The organism is Superficieibacter sp. 1612_C1 (genome assembly GCF_015234305.1).
Lineage (GTDB): Bacteria > Pseudomonadota > Gammaproteobacteria > Enterobacterales > Enterobacteriaceae > Superficieibacter.
In genome coordinates this window covers 90,428-108,455 of record NZ_JADGMI010000004.1, presented here as the reverse complement: position 1 = coordinate 108,455, position 18,028 = coordinate 90,428, and the positions used below count along the sequence as shown (strand labels likewise).

Here is an 18,028-nt window from a genome sequence, read left to right as displayed (position 1 = left end):
ATGGGAATAAGACCCTCCTCCTGAAGAGGAGAGCCTGATCATCGCTGGTTTACCGCTTTTTACCCATTGCTGCCGCCAGCGCATCCATCATCGCGCTGTTACCAGCAGGTTGCGCCTCGCGTGCGCGTGGCTTCGCCGCTTTTGCCGCCGGGCGATTGCCCTGGGCACGGTCGTTACCGCCGCCGCGCCGGGCATTGGTTTCACCCGGCTGCTCGTCCAGGCGCATGGTTAACGCGATACGCTTACGCGGCAGGTCAACTTCCAGCACTTTGACCTTTACGATATCGCCCGCTTTCACCACAGTATGCGGATCGTCAACGAACTTCGTCGAAAGAGAAGAGATGTGCACCAGACCGTCCTGGTGAACGCCGATATCGACAAACGCACCGAAATTGGTGACGTTGGTCACCGCGCCTTCCAGAATCATCCCCGGCAGCAGATCGTTCATCGTTTCCACGCCTTCAGCAAAGGTCGCCGTTTTAAACTCCGGACGCGGATCGCGGCCCGGTTTCTCCAGCTCTTTAATGATGTCAGTGACGGTCGGCACCCCAAAACGTTCATCGGTAAACTCCGACGGCTTCAGGTTTTTTAACTCGCTGCCGTTGCCCATCAGATCGCGCAGCGACTGCTCGGTAGCGGCCAGAATGCGTTCAACGATCGGATAGGCTTCCGGGTGAACGGTGGAGGCGTCCAGCGGGTTATCACCGTGGTTAATGCGCAGGAAGCCCGCGCACTGCTCAAAGGCTTTCGGCCCCAGACGCGCCACTTTCAACAGTTGCTGGCGGTTGCGGAACTGGCCGTTTTCGTCGCGCCAGGTGACGATGTTCTGCGCCATCATGCGCGTCAGCCCGGCCACGCGGGCCAGCAGCGGTACGGAGGCGGTATTCAGATCGACGCCGACGGCGTTTACGCAGTCCTCAACCACCGCATCCAGCTTGCGGGCAAGCTGCGTCTGGCTGACGTCATGCTGATACTGGCCCACGCCGATCGATTTCGGATCGATTTTCACCAGTTCCGCCAGCGGATCCTGAAGACGGCGGGCAATGGATACCGCGCCGCGAATGGAAACATCCAGATCCGGGAACTCCAGCGCCGCCAGTTCTGAGGCCGAGTACACCGACGCGCCCGCTTCGCTGACGATCACCTTCTGCGCGGTGACTTTCGGGAACTGTTTCTGCACGTCGAGGAAGAAACGCTCGGTTTCGCGTGAAGCCGTACCGTTGCCAATCGCCACCAGTTCGACGTTATGCTTCTCGCACAGCGCTGCCACGGCGACAGCCGCTTTTGCCGCCTGTCCGGTATGGGGATAAATGGTATCGGTGGCGACCAGTTTGCCGGTGCCGTCCACGACCGCGACTTTTACGCCGGTACGCAGACCCGGATCGAGACCCATTGTCGCACGCAGCCCCGCCGGGGCCGCCATCAGCAGATCGTGCAGATTACGGGCGAAAACGTTGATCGCCTCGTCTTCCGCGCGTTCGCGCACCGTGCCCATCAGCTCGGTTTCCAGATGCATCAGCACCTTAATGCGCCAGGTCCAGCTCACTACGGCGCGACGCCAGCTATCCGCCGGGGCGTTGTTCAGGCGCAGGCCAAGATGGTCGATGATAATTTGTTCGCAGTAACTCTCTTTCGGCGGTTCATCAAACTGCGGATCGGCATTCAGTGCAAGTTGCAGCACGCCTTCATTGCGCCCGCGGAACATCGCCAGCGCACGGTGAGAGGGGACGGAGGAGATCGGCTCGTGGTGATCGAAGTAGTCGCGGAATTTCGCGCCTTCGTCTTCTTTGCCGCTCACAACGGTGGCGACCAGATGCGCGTTCTTCCACAGATAATCGCGCACTTTCGCCAGCAGCGCGGCGTCTTCGGCAAAACGCTCCATCAGAATATAACGCGCGCCATCGAGCGCGGCTTTGACGTCGGCGACGCCTTTATCGGCATCGACATACTGCGCGGCGGCGGTTTCCGGGGTATGGGAGGGATCGGTCCACAGCAGCTCGGCCAGCGGCTCCAGTCCGGCTTCAATGGCGATTTGCCCGCGCGTGCGGCGCTTTTGTTTATAAGGAAGATAAAGATCTTCGAGTTCGGTTTTGCTTAGCGTACCGTTGATTGCTTTTGTCAGTTCATCGGTCAGCTTGCCCTGATCGCCGATAGATTTGAGTATGGCCTGACGCCTTTCTTCCAGCTCGCGCAGGTAGCCCAGTCGCGTCTCCAGCTGGCGCAGCTGGGTATCATCCAGACCGCCGGTGACTTCCTTACGATAACGTGCAATAAACGGCACGGTGTTCCCTTCATCAAGCAGGCGAACGGCAGACTCTACCTGTTCAGCTCTGGCCTGAAGTTCACCCGCAATAATGCGGCAGAGCGAATCATTCATCATGGCTAGTATCATCTTAGGGTCAAAATCAGCGGATAGTTATACGGACTGACAGGCAAAAATGCCAGTCGCAGACAGCGGCTTCGGACAGTTCTATTTCACATACTCAATGTCGTTGACGTACCAGCTCGCTTCACCCGCAGGCGTCTGAACCACAGCCAGATCGCCGACCTCTTTTTTCAGCAGCGCCCGCGCCATTGGCGAATCGATGGAGATGTAATCCTTACGACCAAAAATTTCATCGTAGCCAACGATGCGAAAACGCTTAACGTCGCCGTCATCATTCTCTACCTCAACCCACGCGCCGAAAAAAACTTTTCCTTCCTGCTGCGGCGAGTAATCGACGATTTTCAGATTTTCCAGGCACTTAGTGAGGTAGCGCACGCGGCGGTCAATCTCGCGCAGGCGTTTTTTGTTGTACTGGTAATCGGCGTTTTCACTACGATCGCCGAGGCTCGCCGCCCAGGTCACCTTTTTGGTGACTTCCGGACGCTCTTCACGCCAGAGATAATCCATCTCCTGCTTTAATTTTTCGTATCCCTCACGGGTGATTAATGGCGTTTTCATCGTCTCTTACCTTTTTTATCCGATCTTGCGCACAATACGTAACACGCAACGCTGCCGACAGAATAAATAATATGATTTATGCTTATATGTATACTTAAGCTACTGTTAAATATGCTTTGTAACAATTTAGACTGAAATTTATACCAGATTTCGCTGGTGGCAAGCGTGGCCTTTCTTAAGAATACGTTATCACGACTTTTGCGAACCTTTGGGAGTAAAAACCATGCAAGAGAATTATAAAATCCTGGTTGTAGATGACGACATGCGCCTGCGTGCGCTACTGGAACGTTATCTGACCGAACAGGGCTTCCAGGTTCGAAGCGTTGCTAACGCCGAACAGATGGATCGCCTGTTAACCCGTGAATCCTTTCACCTGATGGTGCTCGATCTGATGCTGCCGGGCGAAGATGGTCTTTCCATCTGCCGTCGCCTGCGTAGCCAGAGCAACCCAATGCCGATCATTATGGTCACGGCAAAAGGGGAAGAGGTCGATCGCATCGTTGGTCTTGAGATCGGCGCGGACGACTATATTCCGAAGCCGTTCAACCCGCGCGAACTGCTGGCGCGCATCCGCGCGGTGCTGCGCCGTCAGGCGAACGAGCTGCCGGGTGCGCCGTCGCAGGAGGAAGCGGTGATTGCGTTTGGTAAATTCAAGCTGAACCTCGGCACCCGCGAGATGTTCCGTGAAGATGAGCCAATGCCGCTGACCAGCGGTGAGTTTGCGGTGCTGAAGGCGCTGGTGAGCCATCCGCGCGAGCCGCTCTCCCGCGACAAGCTGATGAACCTTGCCCGTGGCCGTGAATATTCAGCGATGGAGCGTTCCATCGACGTACAAATCTCCCGCCTGCGTCGCATGGTGGAAGAAGATCCGGCGCATCCGCGCTATATCCAGACCGTCTGGGGCCTGGGCTACGTGTTTGTGCCGGACGGCTCTAAAGCATGAGGCGACTGCGCTTCTCGCCAAGAAGTTCTTTTGCCCGCACGCTGTTACTCATCGTCACCCTGCTGTTCGTCAGCCTGGTGACGACCTATCTGGTGGTGCTGAACTTCGCCATTCTGCCGAGCCTCCAGCAGTTTAATAAGGTGCTGGCCTACGAAGTCCGTATGCTGATGACCGACAAACTGCAACTGGAGGACGGTACGCAACTGGTGGTTCCGCCCGCCTTCCGTCGCGAGATTTATCGCGAACTGGGCATCTCCCTCTATTCTGACGAAGCTGCGGAAGATGCCGGGCTGCGCTGGGCGCAGCACTATGAATTCTTAAGTCACCAGATGGCGCAGCAGCTTGGCGGCCCGACGGAAGTGCGTGTTGAGGTCAACAAAAGCTCGCCGGTTGTCTGGCTGAAAACCTGGCTGTCACCGAACATCTGGGTACGCGTTCCCCTTACTGAAATTCATCAGGGCGACTTCTCGCCGCTGTTCCGCTACACGCTGGCGATTATGCTGCTGGCGATAGGTGGCGCATGGCTGTTTATCCGAATACAAAACCGACCGCTGGTGGATCTTGAACATGCCGCGCTACAGGTCGGGAAAGGCATTATTCCGCCGCCGCTGCGGGAATATGGCGCATCGGAAGTGCGTTCTGTGACCCGTGCCTTTAATCATATGGCGGCAGGCGTGAAGCAGCTTGCCGATGACCGTACCCTGCTAATGGCGGGCGTCAGTCACGATCTGCGCACGCCGCTGACCCGAATACGCCTCGCCACCGAGATGATGGGCGAGCAGGATGGTTATCTTGCCGAATCGATCAATAAAGACATCGAAGAGTGCAACGCCATTATCGAGCAGTTTATTGATTATTTGCGAACCGGTCAGGAGATGCCGCTGGAGCTGGCGGATCTCAACGGCGTGCTGGGTGAAGTCGTGGCGGCAGAAAGCGGCTACGAGCGTGAAATTGAAACCGCCCTTCAGGACGAAGAGATCCCGGTGCGGATGCATCCGCTGTCAATCAAGCGCGCGGTTGCCAATATGGTCGTAAACGCTGCTCGCTACGGTAACGGCTGGATCAAGGTCAGCAGCGGCAGCGAAGCCAATCGCGCCTGGTTCCAGGTGGAGGACGACGGTCCCGGCATCAAGCCCGAGCAGCGCAAGCACCTGTTCCAGCCTTTTGTACGCGGCGACAGCGCCCGCACCATCAGCGGAACAGGGTTGGGACTGGCGATTGTACAGCGTATTATCGATAACCATAACGGCGTGCTGGAGCTGGGTACCAGTGAGCGGGGCGGCCTACTGATCCGCGCCTGGCTGCCGGTACCGGTAATACGTTCTGGCGGGGCGCTGAAAGAGAGTTAACGCGGCATTTTACCCGTAATGCCGGGCGGCGGCTTTGCCTTGCCCGGCCTACAAAAACAAGAGCCAGACTCTATGCCGTTCTACCCTGTAGGCCCGGTAAGCGAAGCGCCACCGGGTATGTGCTATGCGTTAAAAAGGTGATATGCCCGGCATGCCGGGCATCATAGGTTTACAGCTTCGGTCCCGCACTCACCAGCGCAGCGCCTGCTGGCGTATCGGTATACTTCTCGAAATTGCTGATAAACAATTTCGCCAGCGCATCGGCTTTTTCCTGCCACTGCTCTGGGGAGGCGTAGGTGTTACGCGGATCGAGGATATGCGTATCCACGCCCGGCAGGCTGGTCGGCACGGCCAGATCAAATATCGGCAGCGTGAAGGTTTCGGCATCGTCCAGCGAACCGTTAAGAATGGCGTCGATAATGGCGCGGGTATTCTTAATGGAAATACGCTTGCCGGTGCCGTTCCAGCCGGTGTTCACCAGATACGCCTGTGCTCCCGCAGCCTGCATGCGTTTCACCAGCACTTCGGAATACTGCGTCGGATGCAGCGACAGGAACGCCGCGCCGAAGCAGGCGGAGAAGGTGGGCGTCGGTTCGGTGATCCCGCGCTCCGTTCCGGCCAGTTTTGCGGTAAAGCCGGAGAGGAAGTGGTACTGCGTCTGGTTCGCGGTCAGGCGAGATACCGGCGGCAGCACGCCGAACGCGTCGGCGGTCAGGAAAATGACCTTCGTTGCATGCCCGGCTTTTGATACCGGCTTGACGATGTTTTCGATGTGATAAATCGGGTAGGAAACGCGGGTATTCTCCGTTTTCGAACCGTCATCAAAATCGATTGAACCGTCATCGCGCACGGTGACGTTTTCCAGCAGGGCATCGCGGCGGATGGCGTGATAAATATCCGGCTCAGCCTCTTCGGAAAGCTTGATGGTTTTGGCGTAGCAGCCGCCTTCGAAGTTAAAGACCCCATCGTCGTCCCAGCCGTGTTCGTCATCGCCAATCAAACGGCGTTTCGGATCGGTGGACAGCGTGGTTTTGCCGGTGCCGGAGAGACCGAAGAAGACCGCCACATCGCCGTCTGCGCCGACGTTGGCGGAGCAGTGCATGGAAGCGATACCCTTCAGCGGCAGCAGGTAGTTCATCATCGAGAACATCCCTTTCTTCATTTCGCCGCCGTACCACGTCCCGCCAATAAGCTGGACGCGCTCGGTCAGGTTGAAAGCGACGAAGTTCTCCGAGTTCAGACCCTGCTCTTTCCACTGCGGGTTAGTGCATTTCGCACCGTTCATGACGATAAAGTCCGGCGTGAAATCCGCCAGTTCCGCATCGGTGGGGCGAATAAACATGTTTTTCACAAAGTGCGCCTGCCAGGCCACTTCAGTAATAAAACGTACTGACAGACGGGTATCTGCGTTAGCGCCGCAGAAGGCATCAATAATGAAAAGTCGTTTACCTGAGAGTTGCTGAGTGACGATTCCCTTCAAATGCTGCCAGATTTCCGGTGTGAGCGGCTTGTTGTCGTTCTTACCTTTACCTTTATCAGACCACCACACGGTGTCGCGGGTAGTGTCATCACGAACAATATACTTATCTTTCGGCGAACGTCCGGTGAAAATACCGGTGTCGACGGCGATAGCACCAGAATTCGTCAGTACCCCGCGCTCGTATCCTTCCAGGTCTGGATTAAGCTCCTCCTGATACAGCGTGTCGTAATCGGGGTTGTAAACGATATCCTGAACGTCGTTGATACCATAAGCCTTGAGATCTTGCGGGGTTAATTCTTTAACGCGCATGTCACTGCTCCTTAGCCAATATGTACTGCCTCAAATTGTAGGGTTGTTCTGGGTCAATTAACCGCGACGGGGCTCATAGATTTACGTATCCGGACAAAACTCTGCTTGACGTAAAACGCTACCACTCCGGTTATAAAGCGGTGATGATTATGGCAGTAAATGGTGTTTTCTTACTGATTATGTTTTTAAAACGTTAAATCTCAGAGCATAAATCTGGCAGTTTGTGAGTGTAATCGCATTCATGTAAGTTAATTACGTAAGGGTTTCACAGATGCATCGTTAATTCAGCTTCATTTTTATCCACTAACAGACTCATCTTTTTTGGCATGAGATGAGACAATCCATTTTCTTAACCAATTCGGATACCGTTATGGACAGGGTTACGACACTTTCGCCTGCGACACGATGGGGCATGATCGCCGCAGGCTTGCTTCAGGGGCTATTGTGCTATTTCTTGCTGCGTTTTATTGAGGCGCACGATCTGCCCGCTGCCAATGGCTACATGCTGTATGGCTTGATGGGCTCTATTGCCGTAGCGGGTACGCTGCTCTTTACCGTCACGCGCTTTCGCCAGCGAGCGCTATGGATCGGCCTGATAGCGGTACTGGCGGTCGTTTGTGTGATGAGCGGGTGGGTTCGCTGGAATTTTGCACTAACTGACAGCTGGCGGCTTCAGGAAGCGCTAATACTCTATAGTTTCCTGCTGGTAATCATGGCCATGCTGATGCTGCCCTGGTTTCAGGCGCGGCTCCAGACGGGACGGTTTCGTGCCGGATATGCGTTTTTCTACCAGCGCCTGTGGCAGAACAGCCTCTCGCTGCTGCTAATCTTTCTGGCATCTGGCCTGTTTTGGCTGGTGCTTTGCTTGTGGTCTGAATTATTTAAGCTGCTGAACCTGGATTTTTTCCACTGGCTATTCTTTGAGACGAAGTGGTTTTTTTATATCTCCAGCGGTCTGCTGTGCGCGCTGGTGTTGATCCTCGCCCGTAACGAGTCGCGTCTGATCCACGCGGTGCAAAACTTGTTAGCCCTGATTGCGCGTGGTTTGCTGCCGCTGGTCGCCCTGGTGGTATTGCTGTTTATCGTGACGCTGCCCTTTGTTGGTATTGGCACTATCTCCACGCGCATCTCCGCGGCAGGCTTGTTAAACAGCCTGGTACTTATGCTGCTGGTATTAGTGGCAATGGTCTGGTCACCGGAGAAAAGCCAGTTACCGTATCCGCTGGCGCTGCGTTATCTGGTCCGGTTATCGCTCATCGTTTTACCGCTGCTGACTCTGCTGGCCGGCTGGGCTGTGTGGGTGCGTATTGCTCAGTACGGCTGGACGCCGGAGCGTTTTTATGCCGTGCTGATCACCCTTGTTGCAATGGTGTGGGCGTCTGGCTATGCGTTTAGCGTTGTCCGCCGTCGGCGGGAGCCGCTGGTTGTACAGGGGATTGTCAATCAAAGCGTCGCGCTGTTAATGCTGGTCATCCTGATCCTGCTGCATTCACCGGTGCTTGATCGCTATCGTATTAGCGTAAACAGCCAGATGGCACGTTATCACAGCGGGCAGACGGCCGCCGACGATCTCAGCCTGAGTATGCTGAGCGGTGCCGGACGGCGCGGGCATGAAGCGTTGCTTGCGCTGCAAAAGGATACGAAATTTACCAGCAATGGCACTCGCAATCATACGCTGAAAAACATGTTGAATGCGGAGCGCGGTAGCGACGTTGCGGTTAACGTCGCCTTCCTGCAAAAAAATATCCGCCTGGCCGCGCCGGGAACCCCTCCCGATAAGGCATTCTGGGATCGGCTTCTTGAGAGGCAGGGAAGTTTATCTGAATGCTCAGACACCCAGAAAAATTGCTGGCTGATGGCGCAGGATGTCAATCACGATGGTGAAATGGAGTGGCTGTATTACAACCTGGATGAAAGACGGATTACCGTTTTCAGGCATGATAAAGAAGGGTGGGCAGCTAACGGCAACGCCTGGGATTTGCCTGAGTCACTGGATAAGGCGGCTTTGCTACAGGCCATCGAGCAGGGGCAGGTTAAGCTGACGCCTAAGGTATGGCATGATCTCAGCATTAACGGCGAGCGGGTGAGAATAAATTATTATTCGTATGAGTAAAAGAAAGGGGGCAATGCCCCCTTTTCGGCTACCGTGCCAGGTAATGCCGGGTGGCGGCTTCGCCTTACCCGGCCTGCAAATATAGAAATATCAACCGTTTAACGCCGAAATGCCAATCGGTTAATACCGCAATATCAACCGGTTGATGTTTGCGTAGGCCCGTGCAAGCGCAGCGCCGCCGGGCATCAGGAGCATCGCCGCCCCTGAAATTAATGCACCTGCGGATCGCCCGGTGAGGCATTATTGCGAATAGCAGTAATATCCATCGCGTCAAAGACATAGTGACTACCGCAGTAATCGCAGTTCATGTCGATTTCACCGTCTTCCGCCAGAATACTGTCCAGCTCTTCATCCGGCAGCGTTTTCAGCGCCGCGGCACAGCGCTCGCGAGAGCAGGTACATTTAAACTCCACCTTTTGCGGCTCGTACAGCGTGACCTCTTCCTCATGATACAGACGCCACAATACATCGTTCGCGGGCAGCGTAAACAGCTCGTCGGCTTTGATGGTTTCGGTCAGGGTCGCCAGATGCTCAAAGTCATTCATCTGCGTTTCCTGTGCCGGAAGCACCTGCAACAGCATGCCGCCTGCCGCTGGTTTGCCGTCCGCTTCACCGGTGCGGATAAACAGACGCGTTGGCAACTGTTCAGAACGCATAAAGTAATCTTCCAGGCAGGCTGCCAGCGTATCACCTTCCAGACCCACCACGCCCTGATAGCGCTCGCCCTCATCCGGCGTAATGGTGATCACCAGATAACCGTTGCCGATCAGCGTTTTCATATCGGCGTTTTCCGGGATCTCGCCCTGCATACGCGCTACGCCGCGCAGCTGCTGGCGGTTATTACCGTTAATTACCGCCAGGTTCATCGGGCCATCGCCCTGAAGTTGAACGGTGATATCACCGTCAAATTTCAGCGTTGCTGTCAGCAGACTGGTGGCGACCAGCAGCTCGGCGAGAATAGTCTTCACCGGCAGCGGATAGCTATGGTTGGCAAGGATCTCTTGCAGGCTTTCCGACACGGTTACCATTTCGCCGCGCACGGCGTAATTTTCAAACAGGTAACGGTGAAGTTGATCGTGTTGAGTCATAGTGGTCTCTCTTGCGGGCGACATTATTCGTTTTCGCCGTGTTTAAATCTCATCAGGTCGCGACGTTCTTTTTTATCCGGTCGCCTGTCGGGATGGGGCATGGTCAGGGCATTCATTTTACGCGCCAGCGCTATCTTCTCACGCTTTTCCACGCTTTCCGGTGTCTCTTCATAGAGCGTCGTCGCTTCCGTGGAGGGGCGGCGCTGCTCGGTAATCGCTTTCACAATCACCGTGCGCTCATCATTGCCCTGACGCAGCGTGAGGGTGGCATTCAGCTCGACGATTTTACTCGGCTTGCTGCGCTGACCGTTGTAATGCACCTTGCCGCCTTCAACCATTTCGCGCGCCAGCGCACGCGTTTTATAAAAACGGGCTGCCCACAGCCATTTATCCAGTCTGACGGCGTCAGAGGGCTTTTCTTTCATGGCAACTCCTTCACGGTAAGTGAGGGGATCAGACGCCGGTAATCATTGAGCGACGGATGGCGTAAATAGTGCTTGTCCGCCAGACCGGAGTCCGGGTTGGTGACGCCAAGGCAATAGCGAATGCCAAATTGTGCGGCGGCATCCAGAATCGGCTCGCTGTCATCAATAAATAACGTCTTCTCAGGGTTCAGTCCGGTTTCCTGCCTGACCGCCTGCCAGAGGCGCTGATCCTCTTTCGGATAACCAAATGTGTGGGTGGAAAGTAATAAATCAAGGTGCGCACCTAATCCCGTATGCTCCAGCTTCACGGCCAGATTGTGCGGATGCGCATTGGTCAGCAGAATACGCTGTTTCCCGCATGCTTTTAGCGCGTCAAGAAAGGGAACCGTATCCTCACGTAATAACGCACGCGGTCCCTGCGCGGTGGTCATCGCGCAGATATCCAGCCCCAGACGTTCGCTCCAGTAATCCAGACAATACCAGTTTAGCGTATGCTGCACCGCACTGTATTCCTGGCGGATGAGCACCTGCGCTTCCTGCGGGCTGACGCCGCGTGCCGCGCCGTAGGTCTCGGGAACCAGTTGCTGCCAGAAATAGTTGTCAAAGGCGAGGTCGAGCAGGGTTCCGTCCATATCCAGCAGGACCGTGTCGACGTCCTGCCAGCGAATATCGGGATGCATATCACTCTCCAGCGGGAAGAAAGGCGACAGCGTACCACAACTGTCGCTATTCAGAATCAGGAGAGCTTGTCCGGCGAGGGGATCAATACCGGGTTCAGGCAGCTGTCATAATAGTCGTGGATCTTTGCCAGACGGCTGCGGTTACGCTGATAGCGGCGAATGGCCTGCACACCGTTGTAAACCGCGCAGACGATCATCGCCAGCATCAGCAGCGTCGTTGCCAGGTAGCGCCACAGCCCTGCGCGGTCAGGCATACGGTGAAGGCTGATATGCTGAGTACCGTTCGCATCAGTATAAATTTTGGTGACGATGCCTTCAGCTGTAAACGGCGTGTGCATCAGCATTTCTGCCAGACGCTGAAACTCTTCCCACTGTTCATGCGCCGGATAATCATACAGCGTCACCGGCGGGTAAGGTTGGTTCACCAGATCGCTACCTTCGTCGCTGGAAATCAGAAAACCGCCGGGGGCCGGGCTGTTGAGCGCCTGGGCCGCGCGCGAGGTTTCACGCGTCACAAACGGCGCGGCGGTGGTCGTCACCATATTTTCCAGCGATTCCGCACTGACCGGACGGAGCAAAACGTTAACACCGTCCAGTCTGCCTGCGCTGGCGCGTTTGGTCAGCGTCTCCCAGTCTTTAGTATTACCGAGATTGACCAACGCGTTTTTCAGCCTGACGCATTCGTCCGCCGCCGCACAGAGTTGCTGCGTTTTCAGCACGATATCCGCAAAATCATCCAGCAATACCATCCCTGATTTTTGGATCGCTGAACGCAGCGCCGGGCTGACGCGCGTGATTTCATCGGGGCCTGGATGCAATTGTTGGTTCATCGCCTGCATCAGCGCGGTCGCATTGTTAACGGTTTCCGATTCTGGTAACGGCAGCGGAGGCGCATCATTCCAGACGATTTGTGAACAGTCAAACGGCATGAAAGGCGAGCTGACGCGGGAGCCCCAGTTTCCGCCCGGATGAATATTACACATGCCGCTGCCCTGAATCCGCAACGTATCACCGGTACGCACGCCTTTCTCTGTCAGCTGTTTTACGCTGGTGGCCTCGACGGTTTGTGCGCCCTTAAGCCAGGAAAGGGTAAATTTAAACGGCATCTCTAACGGTACGGTCGCATACAGCATAATGACCACCAGCAGCGCGCCTGCCGCGATCACCGTGCTGCGCAGCCAGTGCTGGAGCGGAAAGTTTTTGACTTCATCATGCAGCGATAAAAAACGTCCCTGGCGCACCACGTGGCGGTCGAGATAGATATCGATATTGGTTTGCTGACCTAAATCCTGAGTGATCCACGGCTGCCAGTGACGTGGATAGATGAGATCGATAATGCCCAGCGAGATATTATTTATCTGCTCAAGATTATTTTCACCAAAAAGTCCCCAGCGTTTAGGCGTGCCACGAAGACAGTGGATTTCACGGCGCATACTCTTCATCGGTGGCGCAAAAAGCCCCCATAGCCCGGCAGCCAGCAACAGGATTGCGCCACCTGTCAGCCACGGTAAAAAAACGTCGGGGACGATGAGGCAGAAAAACATAAATAGAAAAGAGGCGACAATCAGCAATGCTTCGCGCAGACCGTCCGGGCGACTCAGGGCGTATTCTTCGCGCGTTTGCTGGCGAATATTGAGCAGTTCGATCTGCTCGCTTTCTTCACCGCGAATAGAGGTTTCAGTCGATGTCGGGCGCTCCAGAGCGTAGCCGTGCGCCTCCTGCATATACTCGTTTAAGGTATGGCCATTCAGTGAAATCACCAGTGGCAACGAACTGGTGTAAATCAACTCAACGCTATTTTCATCATTAATATACTGTTCCCAGAACGGGGGCAGATGGACTTCGACGGAATCAAGAAAATAGCGCCATTTATTCGGATCGTCGGTCGTGATGCCATAGCGTGTAATGGAGCGCGTCACGGCCATAACGGTAGAACTTTGCGCATTAAGGCTTAGCGAGACCGGCGGCGCGCTGGCACCGGATACGGGCAACTGCTGGATGCGGCTGAGGCTATCCAGATAATTTTCAACGGCACTCTGTTCTTCCGCCGTCAGCTTACGCGTCGTGGCGCTGGCGAAAGTATGCAGCCAGGGCAAATGATGCCGGTGAAATTTATGTCTGAAAAACCATCCTGCAAGCAGCACGCAGGCCAGCACAGCAGCAAAAAAAATCAAAAAGGTGCTCATGCTTTTCCTATCTTACTTTTCTTACAGGTCTTATGAATAATTTACGTAAGGTGGCAGCAGCCCAGCAGGTCTGTTGTAGCGCACAAGAATTAACCTGTTATTCCGCAACGCGCGATGGTAACAAACCCATTTTAAAGCGTGTATCAGTTTATTCTTAATTGAATTTCAACCTCTTGACTTTTGTGGTTAATGTGGGAAGGTTTGGAAAGTTGCAAAAATGTAAAGAAATAGCAATATGGATTGCCGAAACCGTGCGGCATGTCGCACAATAATGCCTGTTACCACAGCAAAGACCCGGCCCCATGAGCAAACCATTACAAAAACCTACCATCCTCAACGTTGAAACGGTCGCCAGCTCACGTCTTTTTAATGTTGAAAGTGTCGATCTGGAATTCAGTAACGGCGTGCGTCGTGTCTATGAAAGGATGCGGCCCTCGACGCGAGAGGCGGTAATGATTGTGCCCATCGTCGACGACCATCTGATTTTGATCCGTGAATATGCGGTCGGGACTGAATCTTACGAGCTGGGTTTCTCAAAGGGGCTTATCGATCCCGGTGAGACTATTTTTGAGGCTGGCAACCGCGAGCTGAAAGAAGAGGTCGGTTTCGGCGCGAATAATCTGACCTTCCTGAAAAAGCTCAGCATGGCACCGTCCTATTTTTCCAGCAAAATGAATATCCTGGTGGCGGAAGATCTCTATCCGGAATCGCTGGAAGGCGATGAGCCTGAACCGCTGCCGCAGGTTCGCTGGCCGCTAGCGCATCTGATGGATCTGCTGGAAGAGCCGGACTTTAACGAAGCGCGCAACGTCAGCGCGCTGTTTCTGGTCCGTGAATGGCTGAAAGGGCAGGGACGGCTGTAGCGCCTTCCGCCATTATAACGATCTCATGCCGCGTTTGGCGTCCTGCCCGGCGGCGCTGCGCTTGCCGGGCCTGCGGTAATGCATAATCCGTTGATATTCCACATGTTGTAGGCCGGGTAAGCAAAGCGCCACCCGGCATGTGATGACATGGAGTCACACCGCAATGCAGTAAGCAGCTATCTGTCAAAACAGTTCGTGCGTCTCACCGTTATCAATAATCGTTGTACCCACTTCATGCACCGCCTGCTGCGTTGGCTGGGTGCCCTCAATGAAATACTCCGCGCGACTGTTGCCGCCGTTCGCGAGCTGCCCGGTGCTGCGATCGATATTCACCGTGATGACCCCAGGCGGCGGCGTAAGCGGATCTTCCGGTACGCCATCCAGAATCGACTTCATAAAGGCATCCCAGGCAGGCTGAGCGCTCTTGGCACCGCCTTCATAACCGGAAATCTGATCTTTAATCGCTCCCGAAGCGGTGGTCCGGCCTAAATCGCGGCGATGATCGTCAAAGCCAATCCATACTGACGTCACCGCGCCCGGACCATAGCCGGAGAACCACGCGTCTTTCGAGCTGTTGGTGGTGCCGGTTTTACCGCCAATATCGTGGCGCTGTAAATCGCGCCCCGCACGCCAGCCCGTTCCCATCCAGCCCGGTTCGCCAAAGATATTGGAGTTCAGCGCGCTTTTGATCAAAAAGGCCAGCGGCGTGTTGATGACGTGCGGCGCGTACTGCTGGCTGCCGGTGCGGGCCACCAGATCCTGATTCGCCTGCTCCAGCTGGGGCATTGGCACCGCCAGGTTTTTTTGCTCCTGCGATGTCGCAACATCTTCAACGTCCTGATTTTCCAGCACGTTAGATTTCTGCGTCTCGCCGTAAATTACCGGGATATCACACTCTGCACAGGCGACTTTCGGGTTAGCTGCGAAAATCACCCCGCCCTGGTCGTTTTCAATTTTAGTGATGAAGTAGGGATCGACAAGGAAACCGCCGTTCGCCATCACCGCATAGCCACGCGCAACCTGCATCGGTGTGAAGGAGGCGGAACCCAGCGCCAGTGATTCCGTGTGCACGATGTTCTGTGCCGGAAAGCCGAAACGCTGCAAATACTCCGCCGCGTAATCCACGCCCATTGCCCGCATTGCGCGCACCATCACCACGTTTTTCGACTGACCCAGCCCCTGACGCAGACGAATAGGACCGGCATATTCGGCAGGCGAGTTTTTCGGACGCCAGTCTGAACCGGCTCCGGCATCCCAGCGGGAAATCGGCACGTCATTCAGAATGCTGGCCAGCGTCAGACCTTTATCCATTGCCGCGGTATAAAGGAACGGCTTAATGTTCGACCCGACCTGACGTAGCGCCTGCGTTGCACGGTTAAACTTGCTCTGGTTGAAATCAAAACCGCCGACCAGCGCGAGGATCGCCCCGTCGTGCGGGTTAATCGATACCAGTGCCGAGTTGACGTCCGGAACCTGCGCCAGCCACCAGCTATCGTTTACCTGACGTACCCACACCTGCTGACCGGCCTGCACCACATCGGTGACTTTACCCGGCGTGCGGCCCTGCTGGGTATCAGAGATCCACGGACGCGCCCAGCGAACCCCTTCCATACGTAACGAGACCGTTGTCCCGTCGCCCAGCATGGCGGTCGCTTCCTGCGGTGAGGCGGACGTAATGACCGCCGGAGCCAGCGGACCGTATGACGGCAGCGCTTTCAGCGAGTCGGTGATCTTTTTGGTATCCCATGCGGCTTCGCCCACTTTCCACAGCACGTTTGCCGGGCCACGATAACCGTGACGCATATCGTAATCCAGCACGTTAGTGCGCACGGCATTCTGCGCAGCCTGCTGATTTTTACGGCTGATAGTGGTGTAAACGCGATAACCGTCTTCATAGGCTTTCTCGCCGTAGCGGGTGACCATCTCCTGACGTACCAGTTCCGTCAGATACGGCGCAGAAAAGGCGATCTCCGGGGCGTGATAATTGGCGTCAATGGTCTCGCTACGCGCCTGAGTAAACTGCTCCTGGGTGATATAGCCTTCGCTCAACATCCGCGATAACACGACATTACGTCGTGAAGTGGCCCGATCCAGTGAATAAAGCGGGTTAAACGTTGAAGGCGCTTTTGGCAAACCCGCGATGGTCGCCATCTCGCTTAATGTCAGCTGATCGACCGTTTTACCGAAATAAACCTGCGCGGCAGCGCCCACACCATAAGCCCGATAACCCAGGTAAATTTTGTTCAGATAGAGCTCGAGGATCTCATCTTTACTCATTAACTGCTCAATGCGGATTGCAAGGAACACTTCCTTGATTTTACGCATCAGGGTGCGTTCCGGACTCAGGAAGAAGTTACGCGCCAACTGTTGGGTGATGGTACTGGCACCCTGCGTTGCGTGGCCGGAAAAGAGCGCCACGCTGGCGGCACGGAAGATCCCCACCGGATCGACGCCATGATGCTCGTAGAAGCGGCTATCTTCGGTCGCGATAAAGGCTTTCACCATTTCCGGCGGCATCTGAGCGAGTGTGACCGGGATACGACGTTTTTCGCCGTACTGCGCCATCAGTTCGCCATCGGCGCTGTAAATCTGCATTGGAATTTGCAGGCGCACATCTTTGAGCGTCGCGACGTCAGGCAGTTGCGGCTCAACAAATTTATAAAGGCCATAAATCGAGCCTGCTCCCAGCAGAATGCAAAAAACTGCAAGGATGAATAAATACTTTACGAACTTCACCGGAGATTTCCCATTTAGTTTGGTCTGGGCAGTTTATAAACAACCGCGCGGTAGTATAAAGGCAAGCCAGATGCATTGATATAGCCGTCATTTGACGGTGGATAAGGAGATCGTTTTTTATGGCATTTCGGCTCTGGCAAACTGGCTTACATATTCAGCAGGATCAGATAGTTATCATTGCGCTTGAGCATACTCGCGCGCGCTGGTCGCTGCGCCGCTGGTGGCAGATCCCGCTGGTTTCCGGCACCGTGCAGCAGGGGCAAATTGTGCAACTGGAGGCGCTGGTTGATGCGTTACGCGACTGGCGACGGGAGCTGCCGATTCAGCACGCTATTCACATGGCACTTCCTGCCGCCAGAACGCTGCAAAAAGCGCTGCCCCGACCGGCGCTCGTGCTGCGTGAGCGCGAGCAGGCGGAGTGGATAACGCAGTCTATGGCGCAGTCGCTGGATATGGAGCCTGAAGCGCTCTGTTTTGACTATCTTGAGCGCGAGCAGGAAAACCTCTACCGCGTCACCGCCGCCCGGCAGCAGGATGTCGGCAGCCTCTCCCAACTGGCGAAAATACTGAGGTTAAACCTGACGGCGATTACGCCGGATGCCTGTGCACTGCAACGTTTTCTGCCGTGGCTAAGCGCCGAAGCGCAGTGTCTCGCCTGGTGCCATGACAATCGATGGTTGTGGGCGACGCGCCATAACTGGGGAAGTTGCAACCTGCATGAGGCACCTTCGCCTGTCCATCTCGCTAAACATCTGGCCTGTGAGGCTGAGCAACTGGTGCAGTGTACCTCGCAGGCCACGATGACCCCGCACCTTGATCCGTGGAGCGCGATAAGCTTTCAGCAACCGCCGTTGCCCACCTGCGGCGATCGCTTTGCCATTGCGCTGGCGCTGGCACTGGGGGAGCGGTAGC

13 protein-coding genes are annotated in these 18,028 nt (G+C 55.4%); 5 read left to right on the top strand and 8 right to left on the bottom strand.

The genetic code is table 11. The features are described from left to right. Window positions 1-49: 49 nt before the first annotated feature. Window positions 50-2,380 (bottom strand): Tex family protein, encoded by a 2,331-nt coding sequence (locus INT84_RS14620; protein WP_194207366.1) that lies wholly within the window; start codon window positions 2,378-2,380, stop codon window positions 50-52. Between the two features lie 90 nt (window positions 2,381-2,470). Beyond that, complete coding sequence (gene greB / locus INT84_RS14615; protein ID WP_194207365.1) at window positions 2,471-2,944, bottom strand: transcription elongation factor GreB; 474 nt, start codon at window positions 2,942-2,944, stop codon at window positions 2,471-2,473. A 223-nt stretch (window positions 2,945-3,167) separates the two neighbouring features. On the opposite strand from greB, the gene ompR reads away from it, so the two are divergent. Both ompR and envZ read left to right on the top strand, forming a co-directional pair. Further along, window positions 3,168-3,887, top strand: a complete 720-nt coding sequence (gene ompR / locus INT84_RS14610; RefSeq protein WP_001157751.1) for a two-component system response regulator OmpR — start codon at window positions 3,168-3,170, stop codon at window positions 3,885-3,887. Beyond that, window positions 3,884-5,236 (top strand): two-component system sensor histidine kinase EnvZ, encoded by a 1,353-nt coding sequence (envZ, locus tag INT84_RS14605; protein WP_194207364.1) that lies wholly within the window; start codon window positions 3,884-3,886, stop codon window positions 5,234-5,236. The genes ompR and envZ overlap by 4 nt, the downstream gene beginning before the upstream one ends. 169 nt (window positions 5,237-5,405) lie before the next feature. Here the strand turns inward: envZ and pckA are convergent, their stop codons facing one another. After that, the gene (gene pckA, locus INT84_RS14600; protein ID WP_194207363.1) at window positions 5,406-7,025 is read right to left on the bottom strand and encodes a phosphoenolpyruvate carboxykinase (ATP); all 1,620 of its coding nucleotides are present in this window, start codon (window positions 7,023-7,025) and stop codon (window positions 5,406-5,408) included. A 370-nt stretch (window positions 7,026-7,395) separates the two neighbouring features. Between pckA and INT84_RS14595 the strand changes: the two genes are divergently transcribed. Beyond that, a complete protein-coding gene (locus tag INT84_RS14595; RefSeq protein ID WP_194207362.1) occupies window positions 7,396-9,138 on the top strand; it encodes a DUF4153 domain-containing protein in 1,743 nt (580 codons plus the stop codon). Window positions 9,139-9,347: 209 nt separating this feature from the next. Here INT84_RS14595 and hslO read toward each other — a convergent pair whose 3' ends face one another. Genes hslO through INT84_RS14575 form a run of 4 tightly spaced genes read right to left on the bottom strand, consistent with a single transcriptional unit; the run spans window position 9,348 to window position 13,517 of the window. Next, window positions 9,348-10,226, bottom strand: a complete 879-nt coding sequence (hslO, locus tag INT84_RS14590) for an Hsp33 family molecular chaperone HslO (RefSeq protein ID WP_194207361.1) — start codon at window positions 10,224-10,226, stop codon at window positions 9,348-9,350. Window positions 10,227-10,249: 23 nt separating this feature from the next. After that, a complete protein-coding gene (gene hslR, locus INT84_RS14585) occupies window positions 10,250-10,651 on the bottom strand; it encodes a ribosome-associated heat shock protein Hsp15 (protein ID WP_194207360.1) in 402 nt (133 codons plus the stop codon). Then, entirely contained in the window at window positions 10,648-11,331 is a 684-nt protein-coding gene (gene yrfG, locus INT84_RS14580) for a GMP/IMP nucleotidase (RefSeq protein WP_176917769.1), read from the bottom strand. Before yrfG ends, hslR begins: the two co-directional genes overlap by 4 nt. A gap of 56 nt (window positions 11,332-11,387) precedes the next feature. Beyond that, window positions 11,388-13,517 carry an intracellular growth attenuator family protein gene (locus INT84_RS14575; protein ID WP_194207359.1) on the bottom strand — a complete coding sequence of 710 codons (2,130 nt, stop codon included), beginning with the start codon at window positions 13,515-13,517 and terminating at the stop codon, window positions 11,388-11,390. Between the two features lie 302 nt (window positions 13,518-13,819). Between INT84_RS14575 and nudE the strand changes: the two genes are divergently transcribed. Next, complete coding sequence (gene nudE / locus INT84_RS14570) at window positions 13,820-14,380, top strand: ADP compounds hydrolase NudE (protein WP_176917771.1); 561 nt, start codon at window positions 13,820-13,822, stop codon at window positions 14,378-14,380. A gap of 183 nt (window positions 14,381-14,563) precedes the next feature. Here the strand turns inward: nudE and mrcA are convergent, their stop codons facing one another. Next, window positions 14,564-17,116, bottom strand: coding sequence for a peptidoglycan glycosyltransferase/peptidoglycan DD-transpeptidase MrcA (gene mrcA / locus INT84_RS14565; RefSeq protein WP_194207358.1), 2,553 nt, complete (start codon window positions 17,114-17,116; stop codon window positions 14,564-14,566). 119 nt (window positions 17,117-17,235) lie between these two features. Between mrcA and INT84_RS14560 the strand changes: the two genes are divergently transcribed. Then, window positions 17,236-18,027 carry a pilus assembly protein gene (locus INT84_RS14560; protein WP_194207357.1) on the top strand — a complete coding sequence of 264 codons (792 nt, stop codon included), beginning with the start codon at window positions 17,236-17,238 and terminating at the stop codon, window positions 18,025-18,027. Window position 18,028: the final 1 nt, after the last annotated feature.